This window comes from uncultured Sulfitobacter sp., from assembly GCF_947502895.1.
GTDB lineage: Bacteria > Pseudomonadota > Alphaproteobacteria > Rhodobacterales > Rhodobacteraceae > Sulfitobacter.
Genome location: NZ_CANNBM010000003.1, coordinates 81052 through 102752, shown reverse-complemented (window position 1 = coordinate 102752; position 21701 = coordinate 81052). Strand labels below are relative to the sequence as shown.

The window sequence follows — 21701 nt, the reverse complement described above, 5'->3', positions numbered from 1 at the left end:
AGGGGTGTGCGCATTGGACATGTGTGGTCGGGGCCAGCCCCGTCTGCGCCAAGGCGCAGCCTCCCCGGAGGATTTATGGCCAGAAAAAATAGTGTGGGTGGCGTTTAGGGTTTTGCGATTTCGCGGGCCAGCGCGCAAAATCCCTCTAGAGGGATCTGTTCGGCGCGGTCGGTGGGTCTGATGCCAGCGGCGATGAGGCGGTCTTCGATATCGGGTGCGGTGCCTTTGAGGGCGGCGCGCAGCATTTTGCGGCGTTGGTTGAAGGCGGCGGCAACTGTGCGTGACAAAATGGCTGCATCGGCGGGATAGCGCGGCGCGGGCAGAGCTGTGAGGTGCACAACAGCGCTTGAGATTTTGGGCGGTGGTGTAAAGGCCTCGGGCGGGAGGCCAAGAACGATTTTGGCATCTGCGCGCCATTGCGAGAGGATCGCGAGGCGACCGTAGGCTTTGGAACCTGGTTGGGCCACGATACGTTCGGCCACTTCCCGTTGGAACATCAGCGTGAGGCTTTGCCAGAAGGGGGGCCATTCGGGAGGGGTGAGCCAGCGCACCAGAAGTTCAGTGCCGATGTTGTAGGGCAGATTGGCAGCTACGCGGATCGGAGGTGTAAGATGCACCAGTGGATCAACCTCCAGCGCATCGCCCTCTATGATCTGAAGGCGGCCAGGATAGGCGGCTTTGATCTGGTCCAATGCGGGTATGCAACGGCTGTCTTTCTCGATTGCCAGTACGCGGCGGGCCCCCTCTGAGAGCAACCCGCGGGTGAGGCCGCCCGGGCCGGGGCCAATCTCCAGCACATCACAGGCGGTGAGATCACCTGCGTGGCGGGCGATTTTGGCTGTCAGGTTCAGATCAAGCAGGAAGTTCTGGCCCAGCGATTTGCGCGCTTGCAGCCCGTGATCGTTGATGACTTGACGCAGCGGGGGAAGGTTGTCTATCGCGCTCATGAATTGGTTGCCATACGGTGGGCCATGCGGATCGCTTCTATCATGCTGGAGGGGTTGGCGATGCCTTTGCCAGCGATGTCGAAGGCGGTGCCGTGATCGGGTGAAGTGCGGATGAAGGGCAAGCCAAGGGTCACGTTTACGCCCTTGTCGAAATCGAGTGTTTTGATCGGGATCAAGGCCTGATCGTGGTACATGGCGATGGCGGCATCATAGGTGGCGCGGGCGGCAGCGTGGAACATCGTGTCGGCAGGCAAGGGGCCCCGCAGATCGTAACCCTCGCCCTGCATGGTGGTGACGAGCGTATTGATCCACGCCAGCTCCTCCACGCCCATGGCGCCGCCTTCGCCTGCGTGCGGGTTCAGGCCACTTATCGCGATACGGGGGGCGGGGATGCCGAACTGGGTTTGCAGGCCTGTCTGCGTGATTTCGATGGTGCGGCGCAGCAGCGCGGGAGTGAGCGCGGCAGGGACTTCGCTGAGCGCGATATGGATGGTGGCAGGAACCACGCGCAGTTGATCGGAGGCGAGCATCATCACAACATCGGTGCGTCCTGCGAGAGCCGCGAGGTATTCCGTATGACCGGGATACCCAAAACCCGCCCCGTCTTTGAGGGCCTTTTTGTGGATGGGTGCCGTGCAGATTGCGCTGGCAGAACCTTGGCATACCAGATCAACCGCGCGCGCGATGACGTCTATCACGCCTTGGGCATTCGCGGGATCTGCGATGCCTGCTGTGGCAGGCGCAGCGAATGTATGAGGGAGGACGGTCAACATATCGGGAGAGAGGGCTGCCGCCTGTTGGGGTGTTTCGATCACGCGGTGCGGCGTGCCATGCGGCAGGTGACGCGGATCACCCAGCCACATCATCGGGATGCGGTCCGCCAAAGCAGCCCAGGCGCGGGCTGCTATTTCTGGTCCGATGCCTGCGGGTTCACCGCACGTCAGAACGACGGGTTTCATTTAATGCTGATGCGGGCATCGCTGCGCAGTTCGGCCAGCAGGCTGTCGGCAAAGCCCGACAAACGGCGTTGGCGGATGGAGGCGGCAACGTCTTCACGGCTGACATCGGCGTTCTGGGTTGCGGTGCGGCCACAGAGCATCAGAAACACCAGTGCTTGCCCGTCCGAGCGGGTCAGAACGGTAGAAACCTCGCCCTCGTCCAGCTTGCTGAGCTCAATCGCGAAATCGCGGGGGAGTTTGGCAGGCGTGGTGGTTTCACGTTCCAGCACGCCTTCGGGTTGACCCTTGGCAAAGGCGTAGAGGTCGTCGCAGACGTCAACTTGGGTCTTGAGGTTGGCGGCCTGTTGCAGGGTCTCTTCAGAGCGGCCACCGGCCATGTAATAGGCGGCGTATTCGATTGCCGAATAGGTTTTGGCGGGTTTGCCTGTTTCCTCGATATCGCGCAGCTGGAACAGGGCCACGGCGTTGGGAATGTTGAGCGGCTGTGTGACCTCACCCGGGGAAAGCGACAGAATCAGCGGTTGCAAGGCGGGTGGTAGATCGCTGAGGTTCTGCCAAGGCAGACGGCCGCCTGCGCCGCGTGTGGCGGTCGCAGAATAGCGGCGTGCGTAGCTGGAGAATTCGGATGCCGAAGTGCTCTGGGCGATTTCCTCGGCTACGGCGGCCACGCGGGCTGCTTGGGGCGGTGGCGCGGGAATAATGATCTCGGAGACAAGCACACGGATGTTCGAGCCGCCAGCGGACTGGGTGGACAGCGCACGGTCAATCTCGGCTTCGGAGATCGTCACGCGCGAGCCGTAGCGTGCGCGGATAAGATCACGCCAAGCCACGCCGTTGATTACGAAATCGCGGTATGTTTCTTTTTCGACCCCTGCGCGGGCGAGCGCGGTGGTGAACTCGGCGCGGGTCAGGTTGGCGCGGGCGGCAAATTCCTCAAGTGCTGCGTTCACGCCCTCATCAGTCAGTTGCAGGCCTGCATCGCGGATCGCTTCGCCGCGCAACCGCTCGTTTATCAGGCTTTCGATGGCGGCCTTGCGTGTGGCACCCTGGGCGCGCAGCACTTGCAGGAAACGCACACGCTGCTGAACTTCGAATTCGGTCACGACAGTGTCGTTTACCTTGGCCACAGGGGCGAACATGTTTTGGGCCGCAGCGGGCGTTGCCAGAGTGGCGATAAGACCAAGAGCGGCGAGGGCAGGTTTTAGTTTGAACATGAGCGGACGTATCTTTCTGTGCCGGTATCAGCGGAAAAGCCCCGCAGACCGATGTTAAATCCGAAATCGGTCGAGGGCTCAACACTTGTTGAGGTTGTATAGCGGCGCTTGACCTGAAGATCGAGGGTCACACACTCGTTCTCGTAGCGCAAGCCGAGGCCTGCGGTGGCCGCACGATCTGATGCCACATCGTAGCGCCAATTGGCGGATGCGGTCCAGAATTGGTTGATCTCGAAAGCGCCATCGAGGGCAAATTCGGATACTTCGCTGTCGCGGTCCTCGTCGGCGTCTTCTTGCAGCCAGACATAGGAGCCACCGATGCGTCCACGACCAAAGGCATAATCGCCGCGCAATTCGGCCTTGGACAGGGCAAGATTGTTTTCGAACAGGCTGCGCCCTGTGAGCATGACACCATTGCCCGAGCTAAGCTGGCCTGCAATCAGAATGTCCGAGGACAGGTTATTGAGGCCAGAGGTTGTTGAAAATCCTGTGTCGTGATCTTCGCGGAAAATTTGCCCGACGCTGATCTGGGCGTCCCATCCCTGCGGGTCGAACCGTGACCAACCCAGACCCACAGCCGCCATTACTCCGCGTTCACGGCGATCTGCGCGGGGGAAACGGGACAGGGCCAACAGATTGCCTTGATCGAACTCGACGCGGGTGCTTTCCTCGTTCGGGATGTCGAGACGATCACCCCCTGTCCAGCTGATCTGGACAACAGGTTCCAGCACATGGGACACACCGCGGGCGGTCGTGCGGGCCAGTGGATAGCGCAGGGTCAGGGCGGCATGGGGGGTGAGCTCGCTTGGGTCGTCGGTCGTCGTAGAGTCTTGGGCAATTTTGAATGTGTTAAAGGCCAGACCAACGCGCGTATCCGTGCGCAACCCGCCGCGCAGGGTATAGCTGCGCAGCCAGTCGACCTGCGCGTTGAGGCGCGCCACGTCGCGGCCATCGACGATGTCGTCGGCATCATCGCTGTCGATAACCAGATCGGAGATGCGGCCATGGCTGTGTGCAACCAGCCGCGTTCGGACCTCGCCCCCCAGCGCACGGGGGAAAAAGCGCCGCTCGTATTCGCCATCCAGCACGAGGGTTGGCAGTGTCTCGTTCACTTCGTCGTCGCGCAGGGATTTGAAGTTGTAAAAACTGGCGCGGATATACTCGTCGCGACGCGCACGGCTGACGGTCAGTTCTGATCGCAGGCGGTCGGCGTCTGAGTAGCCGTAGGTATCCAGATAGCCATCGTCGCTGACCGCTTCGATCGCAAAGTTCAGGACGAAATCGCGGGGCAGAGCAAAGAGGCCACGGCCAAAGAGATAACCGCGTGTATCGGAGGGCTGAAGCTCGTCTCGGGTGACGGCAGCGTCAAACTGGATGCGGCCATTTCGGTAGGCCTGACGGTAGCGCAGTTCAACTGTAGAGGTAGAAGACGAAAAATAGGGCGTGATGGTGAGATCGCGTTTCTCGCTCAGCTTGATGAAATATGGGATTTTGAGCCCCACACCGAGGCTGGAGGTGGAGCGGATGGATGGCACCAGAAAGCCACTGGCGCGTTTGACACTGGGGCCGGGAAGGCGCAGACGGGGCAGCCAGAACACGGGCATGTTCCCGATACGGAATTGTGCCTCGTCAAAGTATAGCTGCTGCTCGACCTCGTCATGGACAACGCGCTTGGCGCGAATCTGCCACAGAGGCGGGCGACCATCGTCGCAGATGCGGCATGAGGTGACGGCAGTTTTGTAGAGCTGGTTATAGCGGCCATCCACGCGGTCAATCTGCACAGCGGCAAGTTGCAGTTGTTGGTTAAGCACCAGCCGCGCACCCCGCAGGATGCCATTGCGCAGGCCTGCGTCCAGCTCGGCCGCATTGGCCAGAATGACTGTATCGGTGCCTTCGGTCAGGGTGATCGGGCCCTCGATGCTCAGCGCGCCGCTGGATTGGTTATAGCGGATGGCAGAGGCCTGTAGACGGATGCCGTTCTGGAACGCCTCGACATTGCCAGAGGCCACAAGTTCGCGGTCACGGGTGATATATAGCTGATCTGCCACCAGCAGGGCTGCTTGCTGCTCCTGTGCGGCGAGGCGCAGGGGCATCAGGGCCAAAAGAAGGACGATCAGCAGCCGCATGCTCTAGCCGTCCTCGCGGTGGAGCAGCAGGCCCATGGCAAGCATGATCGCAGCCAAGGGCGGCGCCCAAGCGGCCAGCAACACGGGTATCTGCCCGTTTTCGCCAAGGATTTGCGCAAAACTGCGGATGAAATACAAACCAAACCCCAACAACACTGCGGAGAGGACGGCGATGCCTGTGCCTCCCGATCTGGTATGGCGCATGGTGAACGCGCTCGCAACCAGAACCATCGCAATCAGGAACAACGGGCGGGCCAGCTCGGTTTGCAGCCAGACCTTATGACGGCGCGGCGAAAAGCCCGAATATTCCAGCTGGCGGATGAAGGCAGGCAGATCATAGATCGAAATCGCGCCCGCCTTGCCAAAACTGTCGCGGATACGGTCAAGGGTGAGCGTGGATGGAATGACAAAGCTCTCAAACGTCTGTGCGTTGCCTTCCGCGTTCACACCTGCCTCAAGGGGCCATGATTTTGCATCGCGCAGTTCCCACCCTTGCGGTCCAAGGGCCGCGCTTTTTGCTTCAATGCGGCGGATCGGGCCGCCATTCGCTGCATAGGAGATAAAGGTGACGTCATAGAGAACCGATCCGTCATTGTTGGAGCGCCAGGCGCGGATGACGGTTTGCCCCTCGGCGGTGCCTTGGCGCAGCCAGAGCCCTTCTTCGGATATCGACAGGGCAGAGGCACCACCAGCGCGGAACCCTTCGGAGACCTGCGCATAGCGTTTGGATGTGGCGGCCACGATGGGGTTGAACATGCCGACGACCATGCAGCCGATGATCGCCGCGACCACCACCGGCGAGGCCAGCGTTTTGAGTGCGGACCGACCCGAGGCGCGTGTGATCACCATCTCGGAAGAGCGCGCCATACCCAAAAACAGTACCACGGTTGCCAGCACCATGTTGAGCGGCAGGATCAGATTGATCTTTTGCGGTGCGTCCAGCAGCGTCAGCGTAACCAGATCGCGGAAGGTGACAGTGTCGGCATAATCGCGGCGCGTCTCCTCTAGCAGGCCTGTCAGCGCGATCAGCGTGAACAGGACGAGGGTGATGAGCAGAAAACTCATCGCGAAGCGGCGGGCGAAGTAGAGGTGCAGGATCATGCCGCAGCCCCGCGCCGTTTAAGGCGTGCGCGCCATGCAGGATGTGCTGCGTGCAGCAGCATCAAAGCCGCGATGCCCGCGCCGATCAGCGAGGGCAGATAGAGCAGCGGCCAGAGCGATGCGTTGGCTGTGACCTGACTGGTCAATGTGCCGCGCACCCCGTCGAGCAGAATGAGAAGGCCGAAGGCGATCACAATTTCGCGCCAGACGCCAAAGCGCGAAAACCCGCCAATCAGCAGCGTGCTGAACCCGACAAGGGCTGCAACGATGCAAAACAGCGGTTGGGCAAAGCGCGTATGGACCTCTTCGGCGACTGCGCCGATGCTGCGCCCCGATGCCTGCGCCAGACCTGCCCAATCACGCATCAAACCCGGTGTGGTGGTGTTGCGGATGCTAAACTCCTCTGCGCGGTCACTGCGCACCAGAGCCGAGATATCAAACGAAAAATCCGCGAATTTGGCGGTAGAAAGCTGTTGGCCCTCGCGGGCAAGCCGCTGTGCCAGACCGTCCACCATGATCAGGGTCGTGGATGTGCCGTTACGCACCATGTAGGCTTCGGCTGCGGTGTAGATGATACCCTGATCGGGGTTGCGGCGGTCTGACAGGAAAACATCGCGCAGCACGCCGTCTGCATCGATCAGGCGGGTATAGAAGGTGACTTGTTTGGTCGGGTGCAGAAATGTGCCTTCGGTCAAGAGGCGTGCGGTGACGTTCTGGGCGATCTCCTGTTCGCGCTGCTCCAGCTGTGCCTGTGCCATGGGCACCAGAAAATTACTGAGGATCGTCATGCCGAGGGCCACCACAATGCCAAACGCAAGCACAGGGCGCGCCATGCGCCACGGGCCGGAACCCGTGGCCTGCATCACCGTGAGTTCGCTGTCCGAAGTCATGCGGTTGGTCACATAGACCGTTGCGGCAAAGGTCGCGATGGGCAGTACGGTCGCGATAAGCTTGGGCAGGCCAAGAGCCGTAAATTCAAGAAAAACAAGCGCGGTCTGGCCATCGCCGATGAGGCGGTCAAACAGCACAACAGCACGGTTGATCCAGAAAATCGCCACCAGTACCAGCGCGAAAAATCCAAACAGCACCAACAGCTGCGACAGCATATAGCGGTCGAACTTGGCCACTCGAATCCCTCCAATCAACATGCTCTTACGGCGATTAGGCATAAGTTTAGCGCAAACCGTCGCGGCATGAAACTCGTATCTGGCCTTGGCGGTCAGTGCGCGCTAGGTCTTGGGGCAAGCAATAGCAAAAAGGCCGCTGACATGAGCATTCTGACACCCATTTCCTTTACCGAGACCGATCTGGACACAGTCGCAACCCATGAGGGCCGTGTGGCCGTGTTTGTTGATGCGCAAGGCAAGCTGGACCCCGGTGCGCGGCGGGTGAACCGCCTGACCAAAGGCGCTGTGGCACGCGTAGTGGAAAGCCCCAAGTGGGCCAAGATGAAAGACGCCGATGTAATCAGCCTCGGATATCCTGCGGGCATGGCCGCCGAAGCTGTCGATGTCGTTCGGATCGAGCGTAACGCCAAAGGTGTGCCTGCGCGCAAGGCAGGGGCCGCGCTGGCGAAATCCCGCGGGGGCAAGGGGGATATGCTGATGCTCTGCGCGCCGCTGCGCCACGCACAAGAGGTCGTTTACGGTTTTGCCATGCGTGACTATGCGTTTGAGGATCACAAATCGGCCGAAACTAGCCGCGATGGCACAGTGACCGTCATGCAGGGCAAACCGGATGAGCTGCAAGCGGCCTGTGCGCCATTGCTTGCTGTGGCCGAGGGCGCGCATATGTGCCGCGATCTGACGAATGAGCCTGCGAATGTGCTCACCACCACAAACTATGCCGAGCGGCTTAAAGAGATGGAGAGCCTTGGCCTGAAAGTTGAGGTGCTGGATGAAAAAGCACTGGCAAAGCTTGGAATGCGCACGCTTTTGTCTGTGGGCCAAGGCTCGGTCAGCCCATCCTATGTGGTGGTGATGCGCTGGGACGGTGGCAAGAAGGGTGAGGCCCCGCTGGCTCTGGTCGGTAAGGGGGTCGTCTTTGATACAGGCGGTATCTCGCTGAAACCCGGCGCTGGTATGGGGGATATGACCATGGACATGGGCGGTTCCGCTGTAGTGGCGGGTGTCATGCGCACGCTGGCGTTGCGCGCAGCCAAGGCCAATGTCGTCGGGCTGGTCGGTATTGTCGAGAATATGCCGTCGGGCAATGCCTCGCGCCCCGGTGATGTAGTTGTGTCCATGAAGGGGGACACGATCGAGAACCTCAATACAGACGCCGAGGGGCGTTTGGTGCTATGCGATGTGATGTGGTACGCGCAAGAGCAGTATAAGCCCGCCGCAATGATTGATCTGGCGACTCTGACGGGGGCGATCATCACCAGTCTGGGCCATGAGAACGCGGGTGTTTTTTCCAACAACACTTCGTTCTGTAATGATTTTCTAAAGGCGGCGGAGGCCGAGGGCGAGGGTGCGTGGCGGATGCCGCTGGGGCAGGCCTATGACGACCTGCTCAAAAGCCGTATCGCGGATATGAAGAACATCGGCGGCCCCGCAGCGGGCAGCATCACAGCGGCGCAGTTCTTGCAGCGGTTTGTAAAAGAGGATTGTCCGTGGATACACCTTGATATCGCGGGCGTGGCCTCGGTCAAATCGGAAACGGCGCTTGCGCCTGTGGGCGCAACAGGTTGGGGCGTGGCATCGCTTAATCGTTTGATTACAGACAACTACGAGGCGGAGTGAAGGCTGTGGGCGCAGTGATGTTCTATCATCTGACGCAGCGGCCTTTGGTGGACACGCTGCGCATGTTGCTGGAAAAATCGCTGGCGGCTGGCTGGCGCGTGTCGGTGCGCGGCACTGACCGCGCAGGGTTGGAAGCGTTGGATGCGGCGCTATGGCTGGGGCCTGAGGACAGTTTTTTGCCGCACGGCCTTGCGGGAGGGGATCAGGATGCATTGCAACCTGTTCTACTGGGGGGAAGTGCAGAAAACGCCAATAATGCGCAATGCGTTATGGCCGTTCATTCGGCAGAGGTGACTGCGGCTGATGCTGCTGCGATGGAGCGGGTGTGTATCCTGTTTGACGGCCATGACGAAGATGCCTTGGCCCATGCACGCGGCCAGTGGAAGGCGCTGACGGGGGCAGGCGTAAAGGCACAATACTGGTCCGAGGAATCGGGCCGCTGGGAGAAGAAGGCAGAGGCCTAGGGCGCGTCGCGGTTGGCGAGCCGGAGTTGGACACTATAACGCCGCTTGTCCACGCCCAGAAACCGCACGGGTGTGCCTGCGCTGATCTGGGTACATTCGGAAATAATCTGGCTGCCACGCGTCTGGCCCGTACCCGTTTCAAAAACCTGCGCGTTGAATATCATGCTATGCGACGCATCATCTATCTCGATATCGAGGGCCAATTGTCCTTCTTTAATGCCATCGCAGCTTTTGGTTTGGCAGGTTTCATAAGGGCCGCGCAAACAGACAAGTGCATCATCTGGAAATGTGACAGCCGTTTCGCTGATATCGCTGCCCTGCGCGAAGGTGATTGCGAGGATCAGAGATGGGCCAAAAAGAAATTCAAACATATCTGTAGGTTAGATGTGTTTGGTACATTTGGCAATATGGCTGGCGCTTAACGGTTTTGTAGTATCCTTGTGTGAGACTTTGTGGGTAGGCAAGGCAAAGGCACTGACATGAATCTCTATCACTGCTCGATTGATTTGAAAGACGATAGCAAGGCGTTGGCCTTTGCGGCGGCTGTTGAAGCGTGGATGGGACATCTGCAATCAAGCGCGGTAATCCAGTCGTGGCGGTTGTGTCGTCGAAAGCTGGGATTTGGCGCGCCGCAATCGCGCGATTTCCTGTTGGAAATCGAAGTGGAGAACATGACCCAGCTAGACGAGGCGTTCCGGTTTACCGCGTCCAGTGGTGAAGGGGTTGAGCGGCTTTATACTACCGTGCATCAGATGGTTGGTACTGTGGATGTGGCACTGTACCGCCCATTCCCCGACCCCGAGCGGGCGGAGCGAATGGCGTTGATCTGAGGCTTTAGCGCGTCAGCCGCAGCTCTCCGCCCGAAATTTCGATGCGGCCCCATTTCTCCAGATATCCCATGCCAAGCAGGGAGCCGAACATCTCACCACCATTGACAGAGGCACGCACATCCGTGTCGGTGATATCGCCTAAACGTACAGTGTCGATCCGGACTGGCGCGGTACGAACTGTGCCGTTGGCCGTATTTGCCATACCGATAAAATTCAGGCTGTCGGGGTCTAGGCCTGCACGTTCCGCATCGCGGCGGGTCAGGACCATATCGGTTGCGCCTGTGTCGACGACAAAGCGGATGTTTTCACCGTTCAGGGCTAAAGTGAGGTAGTAGTGGCCATCGGGTTGGCGCGGCACGATGATCTGACCATCGCCCATTTGCAGCATCTGGTCATTCATCGTCTGGCGTTGCACATCGTTCCACAGCCCGTAGGCGGCCACAACACCCAGAAAAATAAAGCCCCAAACAGCCGCCATTTGTAGTGTTTTGCTGATGCTTTCACGGCCAGACATGAACATCCAGCCGCCGACAGCACAGCCCAAAAGGACAAGGTAAATCAGGCTGGCTATATTGTCTGAGGTCATGGGCTGCTCCTGCATGTTCACCCGTCAATATAGGAGCGTTCCGCAGTTATCCAACTGGCGTAACAAAACCGAATTCGGCCAGACCGTCGAGAACAAACTGGACAGACAAGGCTGCCAACAACATGCCGAATATGCGGGTGAACACATTGATCGCCACCTTACCAAGCGCCTGCTCGAGCCTGCTGGAAAGACGCAGCATAATGTACATGAACAACAAGATCACGGCAGTCATGCCCAGCACGATCAGCAACCCTTCGCCGCCCGGCTTTTCCCCAACCAACAGGATCACGGAGGCTATGGCACCCGGACCCGCAATGAGCGGAATACCCAATGGAAAGACGCTGGGATCTTCGTGTACCGGATCTGGTTCGGAGCTGTCTTCGCGGCGTTTCGTGCGCCGCTCGAACAGCATGTCCAGCGCCGTAAGAAATAAAAGCATACCCCCAGCCACGCGAAAGGCGGCCATGGAAATACCGATGAAATCCAGCACCGCTTCGCCAGCAAGTGCAAAGACGACGAGGATCAACCCGCCAACCAGAACCGCACGGCGCGCAATCCGTTCGCGCATGGCGGGGGTCATATCCGGTGTTACCGCCAGAAAGATCGGGGCAATCGCGATAGGGTCGATCACGACCAGCAAAGTCACGAAGGCGGTGATCATATAGGCGGTGTCGAGGATCATTACGCCTGTGCCTTCTCTAACTTGGCGGCGACGTCCATCCATATGCCTTCGGCGCGCTCAAGGGCGGCCATGACTTCGGCATATTTCTTGTTCCAGACTTCCAGCTCGCCGACTTTGTCTTTTTCATAGAGGGCGGGGTCGGCCAGCTTTTTGGCCAGCTTGTCGCGCATCTCGTTGATTTTGGTTACACGCGCTTCCGCGGTACGCACTTCGGAACGCAGGGCGATGATATCCTCGCGGCTGGCGCGCTTTGGTTTGGGGGCTTCGACCTTGGGGCGGGCATTTTTGCTGACTGGTTTTTCTACCGTAAGCAGCATTTTGCGGTAGGCCTCCAGATCGTCCTCATAGGGTTTCACGGTGCCGTCGCTTACCAGCCACAGACGGTCTGCGACCATGGACAACAGATGCATGTCGTGGCTCACAAGGATCACGGCACCTGAATAGCGGGTCAGCGCCTCCACCAGCGCTTCGCGGCTCTCGATGTCGAGGTGGTTTGTCGGTTCATCGAGGATCAGCAGGTGCGGGGCGTCGAGAGTGGCCAGCAGCAGCGACAGGCGTGCTTTCTGACCACCTGACAGGCGACCAACAGCAGTGTCGGCCTGATCGGGCCCAAGGCCAAAGCCCGCAAGTTGTGCGCGCAGTTTAGGCTGCATGATGCCTGGCCGTGCGGCGATCATGTGCTGCAACGGCGTCTCGTCAATCGTCAACTCGTCAACCTGATGCTGCGCAAAGAAGCCGATGCGCAGTTTGTTTGAATTAACGGCGCGGCCTTCAAACAGGACCAGACGGTTTGAGAGCAGTTTGGAGAGCGTAGATTTGCCCTGACCGTTTTTGCCCAGCAGCGCGATACGGTCATCCTGATCAATCCGCAAATTGAGGCGCGACAGCACAGGTGTTCCTTCGACATAGCCTGTCGAGCCGCCTTCGATGCTGATGATCGGGGGGCTGAGCTCATCGGGCTGCGGAAAGGTGAAAACCTTGCGTGCGGCCTCCTCTGGCGGGGTGATTGTGACCATCTTTTCAATGGCTTTCATCCGCGACTGGGCTTGTTTAGCTTTGGAGGCTTTGGCCTTGAAGCGGTCAACAAAGGCTTGCATGTGTGCCTTGTGGGCCTGTTGTTTCTTGGCGGCTGCGGACTGCTGCGCACGCTTTTCTGCCCGCATTTTGGCGAACTGGTCGTAGTTGCCTTGGTAATACGTCAGTTTGCGGTCCTCAAGGTGGAGGATCCCGCCTACGGCACGGTTCAGCAGCCCGCGGTCGTGGCTGATGATGATGACGGTGTGTGGGTATTTTGACAGGTAGTTTTCCAGCCAGAGCGCGCCTTCGAGATCGAGGTAGTTCGTAGGCTCGTCGAGCAGCAGCAGGTCAGGTTCGGCAAACAGCACCCCCGCTAGTGCCACGCGCATACGCCAACCGCCCGAGTAGGCCGAGCAGGGCTGTTGCTGGTCATAGTCGTCAAAGCCCAGACCCTTGAGGATGGACGAGGCACGCCCCTCGGCGGTCCATGCGTCGATATCGACAAGGCGGGCCTGGATATCTGCGATGCGTCCGGGATCGGTGGCGGTTTCGGCTTCAAGCATCAGACTGGCGCGCTCTTCATCTGCGGCCAACACGGTGTCGATCAGCGAAGTGTCGGAGGAGGGGACCTCTTGGGCGACGCCGCCGATCTTCGCACGGCTGGGCAGCGAGATATCGCCCGCATCCAGCCCCAGCTCCTTGCGGATGATGCGAAAGAGCGTGGTTTTGCCAGCCCCGTTGCGCCCGACAAGGCCCACCTTGTGGCCATCAGGAATGACGGCGCTTGCCTCTTCGAACAGAGGGCGGCCTTCGACGGAATAATTGATCTCGGATATACGTAACATGGGCGGGGTGTGACTGATGTAGCCTGCTTCGTCAATCGCCGCTTTTCACCGAAGGAGGGCCATGTTAGGGAGCGGCCAAATTAACACCAAACTGGAGACGACCCATGGCTCTTGAGCGCACATTCTCGATCATCAAACCAGACGCAACGAAGCGCAACCTGACAGGCGCAATCGTTAAGAAATTCGAAGACGCAGGTCTGCGCGTTGTCGCGTCCAAGCGTATCCACCTGACCAAAGCGCAGGCGGGCGAGTTCTACAAAGTACACGCCGAGCGCCCTTTCTATGACGAACTGTGCGAGTTCATGGCATCCGCGCCGATCGTTGCACAGGTTCTGGAAGGCGAAGACGCCATTGCCAAAAACCGCGAAGTTATGGGTGCCACCAACCCTGCGGACGCAGAAGCCGGCACCATCCGCGCCGAATTTGCTGAATCAGTTGGCGAAAACTCGGTTCATGGTTCCGACGCGCCAGAGACTGCGGCCATCGAAATCGCGTATTTCTTCTCCGGTCTGGAGTTGGTGGGTTAAGCCAGCCTTCCTCAATGATGTGAATTCAGGGCTGCCCGTTCGGGTGGCCCTTTTTCGTGTGTAAACCCTTAGCGGATAATGCTGGGGGCAGCCCCCATGTCTAGGTCTGGGAATATGGTTTGCTCTAGCGTTGAGACGGGCAGGCCGAACTGGCTGTGCAAAACCCACGCCAGATAGGCACGTACATCGCGGGTGGGCATCAGATCGCGTTGGGCATACAGCTGCTCGGTGGCAAGCCCCGGCCAGTCGGCCATGACGTTGCCGCCGCGCATTGCACCTCCTGCCAGCACCATTAACCCGCCTGTGCCGTGGTCTGTGCCTGTTGAGCCGTTCATGCGGGCAGTGCGGCCAAATTCGGTCACGGCGACAATAGTGGTTTTGTTCCAGACGGGACCGCGCATCGTGTTTTTTAGTGTCAGAATGGTATCCGAGAGGCGCGTCAAGGCGCGGGGCAAGGCGCGGTCTTGTCTCTGGTGGGTGTCCCAACCGTTGATGGAGAAAGACGCAATGCGGGTTTCCTCGCGCAAGCGTTTGCCCGCAAACTCGGCCACACGGTGTTCGAGGCTTTGGTTTTTCTTGCCGCCTTGTGTCTGGCGGCCAGCGTTCTGTGACATCATATCGGTTGGCGTGCCTGTCATGGCGACGGCATCCCCGTCGTTGTCCGAAATAGACAAAGCCTGTTGGAATGCGGCGTCAAAAGCGGGATCGTCGCGCATGATAAGGCTGGCGAGTTTGATCGCTTGGGGGCTGAGGAGCAAATCGGCCTCGGGGGTCCAGCGCTGAAAAGGGGCGTCGCCACCCAGAACACCTGACTGGTCCCGTCCGATAGCATAAGCGGTATGGGCCTGCGTGTTGTCGAGATTTTGCAACACGCGGTTCAGCCAGCCATCGCGGCCCACAACGCTGCCGAGTTCGGGCAGCCCTGCTTCCAGCAAATCCTGCCCGTCGAAATGGCTGCGCTTGTCGCGATACGGTGTCGAGACCGCATGTGCAAAGCCGAGCTGCCCTGCTGCCCACAAGGGCATCAGCGGGCGCAATGCTGGGTGCAGCGCGTAAAACCCGTCCAGATCAATGGCACCTTCAGGCCCGCCAAGGCCTGCATCACCGCGCAGCGCACTATAGGCGGGATCGCCGTAGGGGCGCAGCACGTCCAGCCCATCCATCCCGCCGCGCAGCAGGATAACGACCAAACGGTTTTCCCCTGGCGTTGCAGCAAGGCTAACGGGTGTGACCAACGGGCTAGCGGCCAGCGAACACCCTAAAAGGGCGGACCGCGCCAGAAACGCGCGACGGTTGAGGATCTGTGTCATGGCGGTTTTCAGGTCCTTTGAAATGCGGGGCTGGCAAGGATAAGGCCGACACCGTCCCAGCGGCTTTCGGCGGCATCGGCTGCGAAATTGACAGCAGGTGTGGTGAAATCGCCCAGTGCTGTTTGTACAAACTGGCGCGGGTCCGGCAGATCGGCGATCAACTGATTTGGCACGGATATGGCCCATTGCAGCCTTGCGGCGATGCCCTGAGGGGCGATCCATGCACTGTCTTCTTCGGGCAGGCCGTCGGGGCCAGCGGGTTTTTCCCAAACCTGTCCCATTTCGCTGAGAGGTTTGTAGAATATCTTGCGCACGTCGCGTTCATCAATGCCGCTGATAGCCGCAGGGGGCGGGGCAAGGGCGCGTAAGGCCGAAGCCATGAATTGAAACGGCTGCTTTACGTTGCGCTGTACGGGGTCCCACGCGGAGGGGTGATTTAGCAGGGTGCTGTTGACGGCGGCCAGATCGCCATCCGTCTCCAAAAACGCAGCCTCTAACGCCGCGACAAGCGCGGGATCGGGCGTGTCGGAGGTGAAATGCACAGCCATTTTATGCGCGATATGGGCCGCGGTCGCAGGGTGGCGTGCAAGATCACGCAAAACGGCCTGAACGTCACGCATGCCTGCCTCGCCGCCGCCGTAGGTCTTGCCCAAGACAACCTCTGGTCCTGGTTCGGCCAGATCCTTGCGGAATTTCAGGGTCACGGGCTGTCCGTAAGTGACACCTGTCAAAAGCTCGGCCAGTTGTGTGACATCGGTCTGGTCGTAAGCGGCATGAACACCCAGCGTGTGCAGCTCCAGCAATTCCCGGGCCAGATTTTCGTTCAGCCCTGCGGATTTACCCGCTCCGATCGCACGTTTGGAATTCGGCCCGATAGAGCGGATCTGGTCGAGATAGTGGATCATCATCGGGTGCAGAACAGCGGCCTGCAGCAGTGTCTCAAAGCTGTCATTGATATGCGGGCGGATCGCGCTTTCGATATAGGGCGACACGGCGCGGCGGATCACGCCAGCCTTGCCCATCGTGGTAAAATGGTCGGCCCAGAACATCGTCAGCCGCTCCCGAAAGGGGGCATCAGTGCTGACCCAACGGTTGAGATGCTGGCAAAACCAAGTGGCCTGCGCGATGCGCGCGTCCTTTTTGACAAGGCGAATGGCTTTTTTCGCGGCCAATGCGCCGACTGACCCGCGATTGGTGCGCCGGACCTTTTGCAGTTCCAGCGCGTTGCCGATGCGGTGACCAAACTCGTCAAACCCCTCAATAGGGAAGCGCGCGGCAATCGCGTCAGGGCGGGTCAGTGTCGCAAGCATTTGGTCAACCGAGACAGGCGGCGCCACGTTGGGCGACAGACCGCAGCCAAAGCGGATTTCAGCCAATTGAGGATCAAAGCGCATGAGTGGCGTCCTGTGAAAAGTCTGCGTGCATTATATCAGGCCAGCGGTTGGATGTCAGATAGGGATAGACCGCGCGTTTTACACTGGCGGAACACCGCCCGCCTAGCGTTTTTTGCCGCGCATGCGGGGGTCATAGCCGCTTTTGGGGCCTGTGGCATCTGGCGTGTTGCTTGTATTTTCGTCTTGGAGCTTGCGCCAGCGGGCAAGGCGGTCTGGATCAATCTGACCTGCTGTCACCGCCGCTTGAATTGCGCATCCAGGCTCATGGGCGTGGGTGCAGTCGCGAAAACGGCAATCGGGTGCGCGCTCGGTGATCTCGGCAAAAAGAACGTCCAGCCCGTCCGACATATCGCTGAGGTGCAGGGTGCGGATACCGGGTGTGTCGATCACCCATCCGCCGCTGGCAATCGCGTGCAGTGAACGGGAGGTGGTGGTGTGGCGGCCTTTTGCGTCATCCTCACGAATGTCGCCTGTCAGTTGGGCATCCTCGCCGTGTTTGTCCGCCAGCGTATTCAGCAAAGTGGATTTGCCCACGCCAGAAGAACCAACGAGAACAACGGTTTGTCCTGCGCCGCACCACGGCGCCAGCACATCGGCCGCCTGTGGGATTTTTGCGTTAAGGCTGACCACCTCCAGCCCCCGCTGCAGGGCGCGAGCCGTAGTGATGAACGTAGAGACATCATCTGTCTGGTCGGCTTTGGTCAGCACGATCACGGGAGTTGTGCCGGCCTCATTGGCGAGGGCGAGGTAACGCTCAAGCCGCGCTGGGTTGAAATCGTCGTTGCAGGAGGTGACGATGAACAGGGTGTCGACGTTGGCGGCGATCAGTTGTGGTTGCCGCGCGCCTTCAATCTTACGTTGTAGCAGGGCGTGTCGGTCCAGCCTGCGGATCAGTTGATGCGTCTGTGGCTCGGCGATAACCCAGTCGCCCACGGCGAAATCATTTGTTTTGAACCCTTTGGATAGGGTCAGCCTGACCGGACCGTCAACAGACTGGGCTGTCATGCGGGCGCGGTGCACGGTGGCGATGCGCATGGGCTGCGCTGAGGCCTCGTCAGCGCCCAGTTGTGTCTGGTAGAACGGGGACCAGCCAAGGGCGGTCAGGGAAATACGGGTATCTGTCACGGTATTCTGAATGTGGTGGAAAAGGGGCAATTGCAAGCGCGGCGATTACACATCATCCCAACACCGACAGCCAGACCCAGACCGTAAAGATGGACGACCCTGTCGCGATCAGCACCGAAGAAGCAGCAACACGTTTGCCGCGCCCGTACATGTTGGCAAAGATATAGGCGTTGAACCCCGGTGCCATTGCAGCGGTCAGAACGCCTGCACGGAACAAGTCAGGCGGCACCGAAAGGGCAGAGCCGAGTAGCCAGACCAAGACGGGATGCACGATAAGGCCGATGCAGCAGACCATTGCGATGGCCTTCATATCGCCTTCGGGTTTGTACTGGACCAGCACAGCACCCAAAGCAAATAGCGCCGCAGGCAGGGCCGCGCGTACGATGAGCGATAGCCCGTCATCCACGACAGATGGCAGCATAAGGCCTGAGAAATTCACCACAAACCCCGCCATGATCCCGATCACTAGCGGGTTGTGGAACATGGCATTTCCAATGGATCGCGCCAGTGCAAAGCTGCTTTGACCGCGCCCGCGCACAAACTCCATCACCGTGATGCCCAACCCGTAGCAAAAGGGTGAATGGATCGCGATGATCATGTAATTGCCTGCCAGCTGGTCAGGGCCATAGGCCCGCTCGGATATCGGCAGGCCCAGCAAGACCGAGTTGGAGAACAAGCAACAAAAGCCGATGGCGACGCAATCCTCCCAATCGCGATTGAACAGCACCCGTGCGCCAAAAATCCCGAGGGCAAAACAAATCGCTGCCCCTGTATAAAAGCTGACGAGCAGTCGGGCATCGAAGGCGGCGCCTAGATCAAGATTGGCGATGGCCTGAAACAGCAAACAAGGCACTGCAAAGCTCTGGGCGAAGCGAAGGACACCATCAACGCCATCAACAGGGAACAAGCCGCGCCAGACAGCCACGTAGCCCGCGCCGATGACCAGAAAGACTGGCAGAATAACATCGAGGAGCAGTTGCATGGGTGCTTTCGGTCTGGCGGCGGTTGTGTGCGGCGTGCGCGTTTTTAGTCGAGCGGGAAGTCGAGTTGCATCATGTCATAGGCGGGTTGGATGTGATCAGGTGTTTCGGCCATCACTGTGGCATAGTCCAGATCGGTGTGCATGTTGGTCAGCACAGCTTGCTGCGGGGCCATGCGCGCGATCCATTTAAGCGTCTGGGACAGGTGGCTGTGGGTCGGGTGCGGATCGCGGCGCAAGGCATCGACGATCCAGCACCTCAGTCCCTTAAGGTGTGGCCAGATATCATCTGGAATTGTTGCAACATCAGGTAGATACGCGACACCGTTCACGCGAAATCCTAGCGCGTCCATCCCCCCGTGCGGTACCAGGAACGGTCGAAATGTCAGCGCACCGCCGGGACCGTCAATGGTCACGTCGCCCTCCATCAGGTTCATGTCCAGAATGGGCGGATACATGGAGCCTTCGGGCTGGATGAAAGCATAGCCAAAACGGTCCATGAGGGCCGCGTGGGTGGGTTTATCTGCCCAGACAGGCAAGCGCGCGCGCATGTTGATTACGATCATCCGCAGATCGTCCATGCCATGCACATGATCGGCATGGGCATGGGTATAAAGCACGGCATCAAGACGGCCCACACCCGCATCCAGCAACTGGCTGCGCATATCGGGTGATGTGTCGATCAGCACCGATGTTGTCCCATTGTCGGTGATCCGCTCGACAAGGGCCGAGCAACGGCGGCGGGTATTGCGCGGCTCTGACGGATCACAGGCGCCCCAGACGCCGCCAAGGCGCGGCACCCCACCAGAGGACCCACAGCCAAGGATCGTGACGCGCATCACATCGCTCATGCGGCACCTGTGTATTGCGCAGCTTTGGAGAACAGCCGCTCGAAGTTCGCCTCGGATCGGGCAGCAAAAGTGGCGTAGTCAATTCCGAAGGTTTCAGCGGCGCGGCGCGCGGTATGGGCGGTATAAGCTGGCTCGTTCCTTCGGCCACGGTGAGGGGGCGGTGCCAGATAGGGACTGTCCGTCTCGACCAGAATACGCTCCAGCGGTGCGCTGGCAAATATCTCGCGCAGGGCGTCGCTTTTGGGAAATGCGGTGATGCCTGACATGCTGAGGTAAAAGCCAAGATCAAGGGCGGCACGCGCCAGTGCTTCGGAGGAGGAAAAACAGTGCATGACGCAAGTGTACGGGCCGCGCGCATGTTCGTCGCGCAGGATCGCGGCCATATCATCGTCGGCGTCGCGGCTGTGGATGATAAGGGGCAGGCCGGTCTCGCGTGCAGCTGCGATATGGATGCGCAGGCTGTCTTGCTGGGCTTGCGCGCTTTCTGCGGTGTAGTGGTAGTCGAGGCCGGTCTCGCCGATGCCGACCATTTTCGGATGCTGTGTAAGCTGGATAAGTTGGTCCAGCGTTGCCATCGGCTCGGAGGCGACGGACATCGGATGGGTGCCTGCGGCGTAAAAGACAGGCGCATGGGCCTCGGCGATCGCACGTACAGAAGGCTCGTTCACCAGCTTGGTGCAGATCGTCACCATGCGTGCAACGCCTGCGTGTTGGGCGCGTGCGATGACGTCTGGCAATTCCGCGATAAGTTCGGGGAAATCAAGGTGACAGTGGCTGTCGGTGATGCGCGGTGTGTCGGTCATGATGCTCCGGATATGGCGGGACCTGAGGGGCGCTAGCGCGGTGCGGCCTTTGCCATTCTTGTGAAGGTATCTAGAACCAGTGCGGCAGGGTCAAGGTTGACAGCGATACCGTGGCGCGCCCGCGCGCCAATAACAGCCGCCAGATCGGCCCAGACACGCGCTTGGGTCGCATGGGGCGACAGGCGCATCAGAATATCGGCTTCGCCCGGAGCGGCTGCGGGGTGCGGCGGGGTGCCAATTGCACCTGTGCGCGCCAGACGGCTAAAGGCCAGATCAATCAACGTGAACAGCAGATCACGCTTGGCCTCGCCGCCACGTGCGGCGGCGAGTTCGGCCAGTTTCAATGCACGGGGACGGTCCATATGGGGCAGGGTGCCCAAGAGGGCGATTACATCGGCATAGAGCGCGGATCCGCCCAGCAGCGACAGGCGCATCGCCCCGCCGACCGAGCCACCCGAGAGTGCCGCAAGCGCGTCTGTATTGGCCGCCTGCACCTGCGCTTGCGCCATGGCTTGGGCCACTTCATTTGCGTCCAACGTGCGCAGTGGCAATGTGCGGCAACGTGAGCGGATGGTGGGCAACAGACCAGACGGTTGGTGAGAAATCAGGATCAGGAGGGCGCGGGCAGGCGGCTCCTCAAGCATCTTGAGCAGCGCATTGGCTGCGGTGGTGTTCATCTGGTCGGCATCATCAATGATGACAACGCGGTAACCGCCATCGGGGGCCGACATCTGGAAAAAACCGTTAAGCGCGCGAATATCATCTGCGACAATCTCGCCGCGCAGCTTTTTCGTGGTGGGGTTCACTGTGCGGGTGACATTGCGAATGCGCCCTTCACCACCCGAAGCCACACGGACTGCGACGGGATGATCGGGAGGAATTTCCAAACTTGTTGGGGGTGGTTCGGCAAACATACTGTTTGGATCTGGCGCAGGCGTGGCCAGCAAAAAACGCGCGATCTCCCACGCAAGCGTTGCCTTGCCGACGCCTCGCGGGCCAGTAAGCATCCATGCGTGGTGCAAGCGCCCTGTGTTGAACGCATCCACAAACGTCTGCTGTGCAGCGTCCTGCCCGATCAGGCGAAGGGTATCGCGCGGGTGTGGTGCGCCGTCTAGGCGCTCTGGTTGGGGGGCTGCATCATCGCTCATGCCATCGGTTTAGCGGGGATTGACGGGCGATGGAATGGGGCGTCGGGGG

Annotated in this window: 21 protein-coding genes; 4 read left to right on the top strand and 17 right to left on the bottom strand. The window is 59.8% G+C overall.

What is annotated here, in order from left to right:
• Nucleotides 1–104: 104 nt before the first annotated feature.
• The 6 genes from rsmA to lptF are packed head-to-tail and all read right to left on the bottom strand — an operon-like array spanning nucleotide 105 to nucleotide 7474.
• Entirely contained in the window at nucleotides 105–947 is an 843-nt protein-coding gene (rsmA, locus tag Q0903_RS13515) for a 16S rRNA (adenine(1518)-N(6)/adenine(1519)-N(6))-dimethyltransferase RsmA (RefSeq protein WP_299416270.1), read from the bottom strand.
• Nucleotides 944–1906 carry a 4-hydroxythreonine-4-phosphate dehydrogenase PdxA gene (gene pdxA, locus Q0903_RS13510; protein WP_299416268.1) on the bottom strand — a complete coding sequence of 321 codons (963 nt, stop codon included), beginning with the start codon at nucleotides 1904–1906 and terminating at the stop codon, nucleotides 944–946. Before pdxA ends, rsmA begins: the two co-directional genes overlap by 4 nt.
• Nucleotides 1903–3120, bottom strand: coding sequence for a peptidylprolyl isomerase (locus tag Q0903_RS13505; protein ID WP_299023542.1), 1218 nt, complete (start codon nucleotides 3118–3120; stop codon nucleotides 1903–1905). Before Q0903_RS13505 ends, pdxA begins: the two co-directional genes overlap by 4 nt.
• Nucleotides 3108–5246, bottom strand: a complete 2139-nt coding sequence (gene lptD / locus Q0903_RS13500; protein WP_299416265.1) for an LPS assembly protein LptD — start codon at nucleotides 5244–5246, stop codon at nucleotides 3108–3110. The genes Q0903_RS13505 and lptD overlap by 13 nt, the downstream gene beginning before the upstream one ends.
• 3 nt (nucleotides 5247–5249) lie before the next feature.
• A complete protein-coding gene (lptG, locus tag Q0903_RS13495) occupies nucleotides 5250–6347 on the bottom strand; it encodes an LPS export ABC transporter permease LptG (RefSeq protein ID WP_299023540.1) in 1098 nt (365 codons plus the stop codon).
• On the bottom strand, nucleotides 6344–7474 hold the full coding sequence (gene lptF, locus Q0903_RS13490) for an LPS export ABC transporter permease LptF (protein WP_299027560.1): 1131 nt from the start codon (nucleotides 7472–7474) through the stop codon (nucleotides 6344–6346). Before lptF ends, lptG begins: the two co-directional genes overlap by 4 nt.
• A gap of 141 nt (nucleotides 7475–7615) precedes the next feature.
• Here lptF and Q0903_RS13485 point away from each other — a divergent pair, with 141 nt between their 5' ends.
• Nucleotides 7616–9091 (top strand): leucyl aminopeptidase, encoded by a 1476-nt coding sequence (locus Q0903_RS13485; protein WP_299416262.1) that lies wholly within the window; start codon nucleotides 7616–7618, stop codon nucleotides 9089–9091.
• A gap of 5 nt (nucleotides 9092–9096) precedes the next feature.
• Entirely contained in the window at nucleotides 9097–9555 is a 459-nt protein-coding gene (locus Q0903_RS13480) for a DNA polymerase III subunit chi (protein WP_299416785.1), read from the top strand.
• Here the strand turns inward: Q0903_RS13480 and Q0903_RS13475 are convergent.
• Entirely contained in the window at nucleotides 9552–9926 is a 375-nt protein-coding gene (locus Q0903_RS13475; protein ID WP_299416260.1) for a hypothetical protein, read from the bottom strand. The genes Q0903_RS13480 and Q0903_RS13475 overlap by 4 nt on opposite strands.
• Nucleotides 9927–10034: 108 nt before the next feature.
• Here Q0903_RS13475 and Q0903_RS13470 point away from each other — a divergent pair, with 108 nt between their 5' ends.
• Nucleotides 10035–10385, top strand: a complete 351-nt coding sequence (locus Q0903_RS13470) for a DUF6614 family protein (RefSeq protein ID WP_299023533.1) — start codon at nucleotides 10035–10037, stop codon at nucleotides 10383–10385.
• A gap of 4 nt (nucleotides 10386–10389) precedes the next feature.
• On the opposite strand, the gene Q0903_RS13465 is transcribed toward Q0903_RS13470, so the two are convergent.
• Genes Q0903_RS13465 through Q0903_RS13455 form a run of 3 tightly spaced genes read right to left on the bottom strand, consistent with a single transcriptional unit; the run spans nucleotide 10390 to nucleotide 13515 of the window.
• Nucleotides 10390–10971: a TIGR02281 family clan AA aspartic protease gene (locus Q0903_RS13465; RefSeq protein ID WP_299416257.1), complete on the bottom strand. Its 582-nt coding sequence runs from the start codon at nucleotides 10969–10971 to the stop codon at nucleotides 10390–10392.
• A gap of 46 nt (nucleotides 10972–11017) precedes the next feature.
• Entirely contained in the window at nucleotides 11018–11653 is a 636-nt protein-coding gene (locus Q0903_RS13460) for a MarC family protein (protein ID WP_299023530.1), read from the bottom strand.
• On the bottom strand, nucleotides 11653–13515 hold the full coding sequence (locus Q0903_RS13455) for an ABC-F family ATP-binding cassette domain-containing protein (RefSeq protein WP_299023528.1): 1863 nt from the start codon (nucleotides 13513–13515) through the stop codon (nucleotides 11653–11655). The genes Q0903_RS13460 and Q0903_RS13455 overlap by 1 nt, the downstream gene beginning before the upstream one ends.
• 104 nt (nucleotides 13516–13619) lie before the next feature.
• Between Q0903_RS13455 and ndk the strand changes: the two genes are divergently transcribed.
• A complete protein-coding gene (gene ndk, locus Q0903_RS13450) occupies nucleotides 13620–14042 on the top strand; it encodes a nucleoside-diphosphate kinase (RefSeq protein ID WP_299023527.1) in 423 nt (140 codons plus the stop codon).
• Nucleotides 14043–14110: 68 nt separating this feature from the next.
• On the opposite strand, the gene Q0903_RS13445 is transcribed toward ndk, so the two are convergent.
• The 7 genes from Q0903_RS13445 to Q0903_RS13415 all read right to left on the bottom strand — a co-directional run bounded on the left by Q0903_RS13445 (nucleotide 14111) and on the right by Q0903_RS13415 (nucleotide 21652).
• The gene (locus Q0903_RS13445) at nucleotides 14111–15352 is read right to left on the bottom strand and encodes a DUF1501 domain-containing protein (protein ID WP_299416253.1); all 1242 of its coding nucleotides are present in this window, start codon (nucleotides 15350–15352) and stop codon (nucleotides 14111–14113) included.
• A gap of 8 nt (nucleotides 15353–15360) precedes the next feature.
• On the bottom strand, nucleotides 15361–16746 hold the full coding sequence (locus Q0903_RS13440) for a DUF1800 domain-containing protein (protein WP_299416250.1): 1386 nt from the start codon (nucleotides 16744–16746) through the stop codon (nucleotides 15361–15363).
• Between the two features lie 102 nt (nucleotides 16747–16848).
• Complete coding sequence (gene rsgA / locus Q0903_RS13435) at nucleotides 16849–17871, bottom strand: ribosome small subunit-dependent GTPase A (protein ID WP_299416248.1); 1023 nt, start codon at nucleotides 17869–17871, stop codon at nucleotides 16849–16851.
• Between the two features lie 52 nt (nucleotides 17872–17923).
• Nucleotides 17924–18853, bottom strand: a complete 930-nt coding sequence (locus tag Q0903_RS13430; RefSeq protein ID WP_299023521.1) for an AEC family transporter — start codon at nucleotides 18851–18853, stop codon at nucleotides 17924–17926.
• Between the two features lie 44 nt (nucleotides 18854–18897).
• Nucleotides 18898–19701: an MBL fold metallo-hydrolase gene (locus Q0903_RS13425; protein ID WP_299416245.1), complete on the bottom strand. Its 804-nt coding sequence runs from the start codon at nucleotides 19699–19701 to the stop codon at nucleotides 18898–18900.
• On the bottom strand, nucleotides 19698–20504 hold the full coding sequence (locus tag Q0903_RS13420) for a TatD family hydrolase (RefSeq protein ID WP_299416242.1): 807 nt from the start codon (nucleotides 20502–20504) through the stop codon (nucleotides 19698–19700). Before Q0903_RS13420 ends, Q0903_RS13425 begins: the two co-directional genes overlap by 4 nt.
• Before the next feature lie 32 nt (nucleotides 20505–20536).
• Nucleotides 20537–21652, bottom strand: a complete 1116-nt coding sequence (locus tag Q0903_RS13415) for a DNA polymerase III subunit delta' (protein ID WP_299416240.1) — start codon at nucleotides 21650–21652, stop codon at nucleotides 20537–20539.
• Nucleotides 21653–21701: the final 49 nt, after the last annotated feature.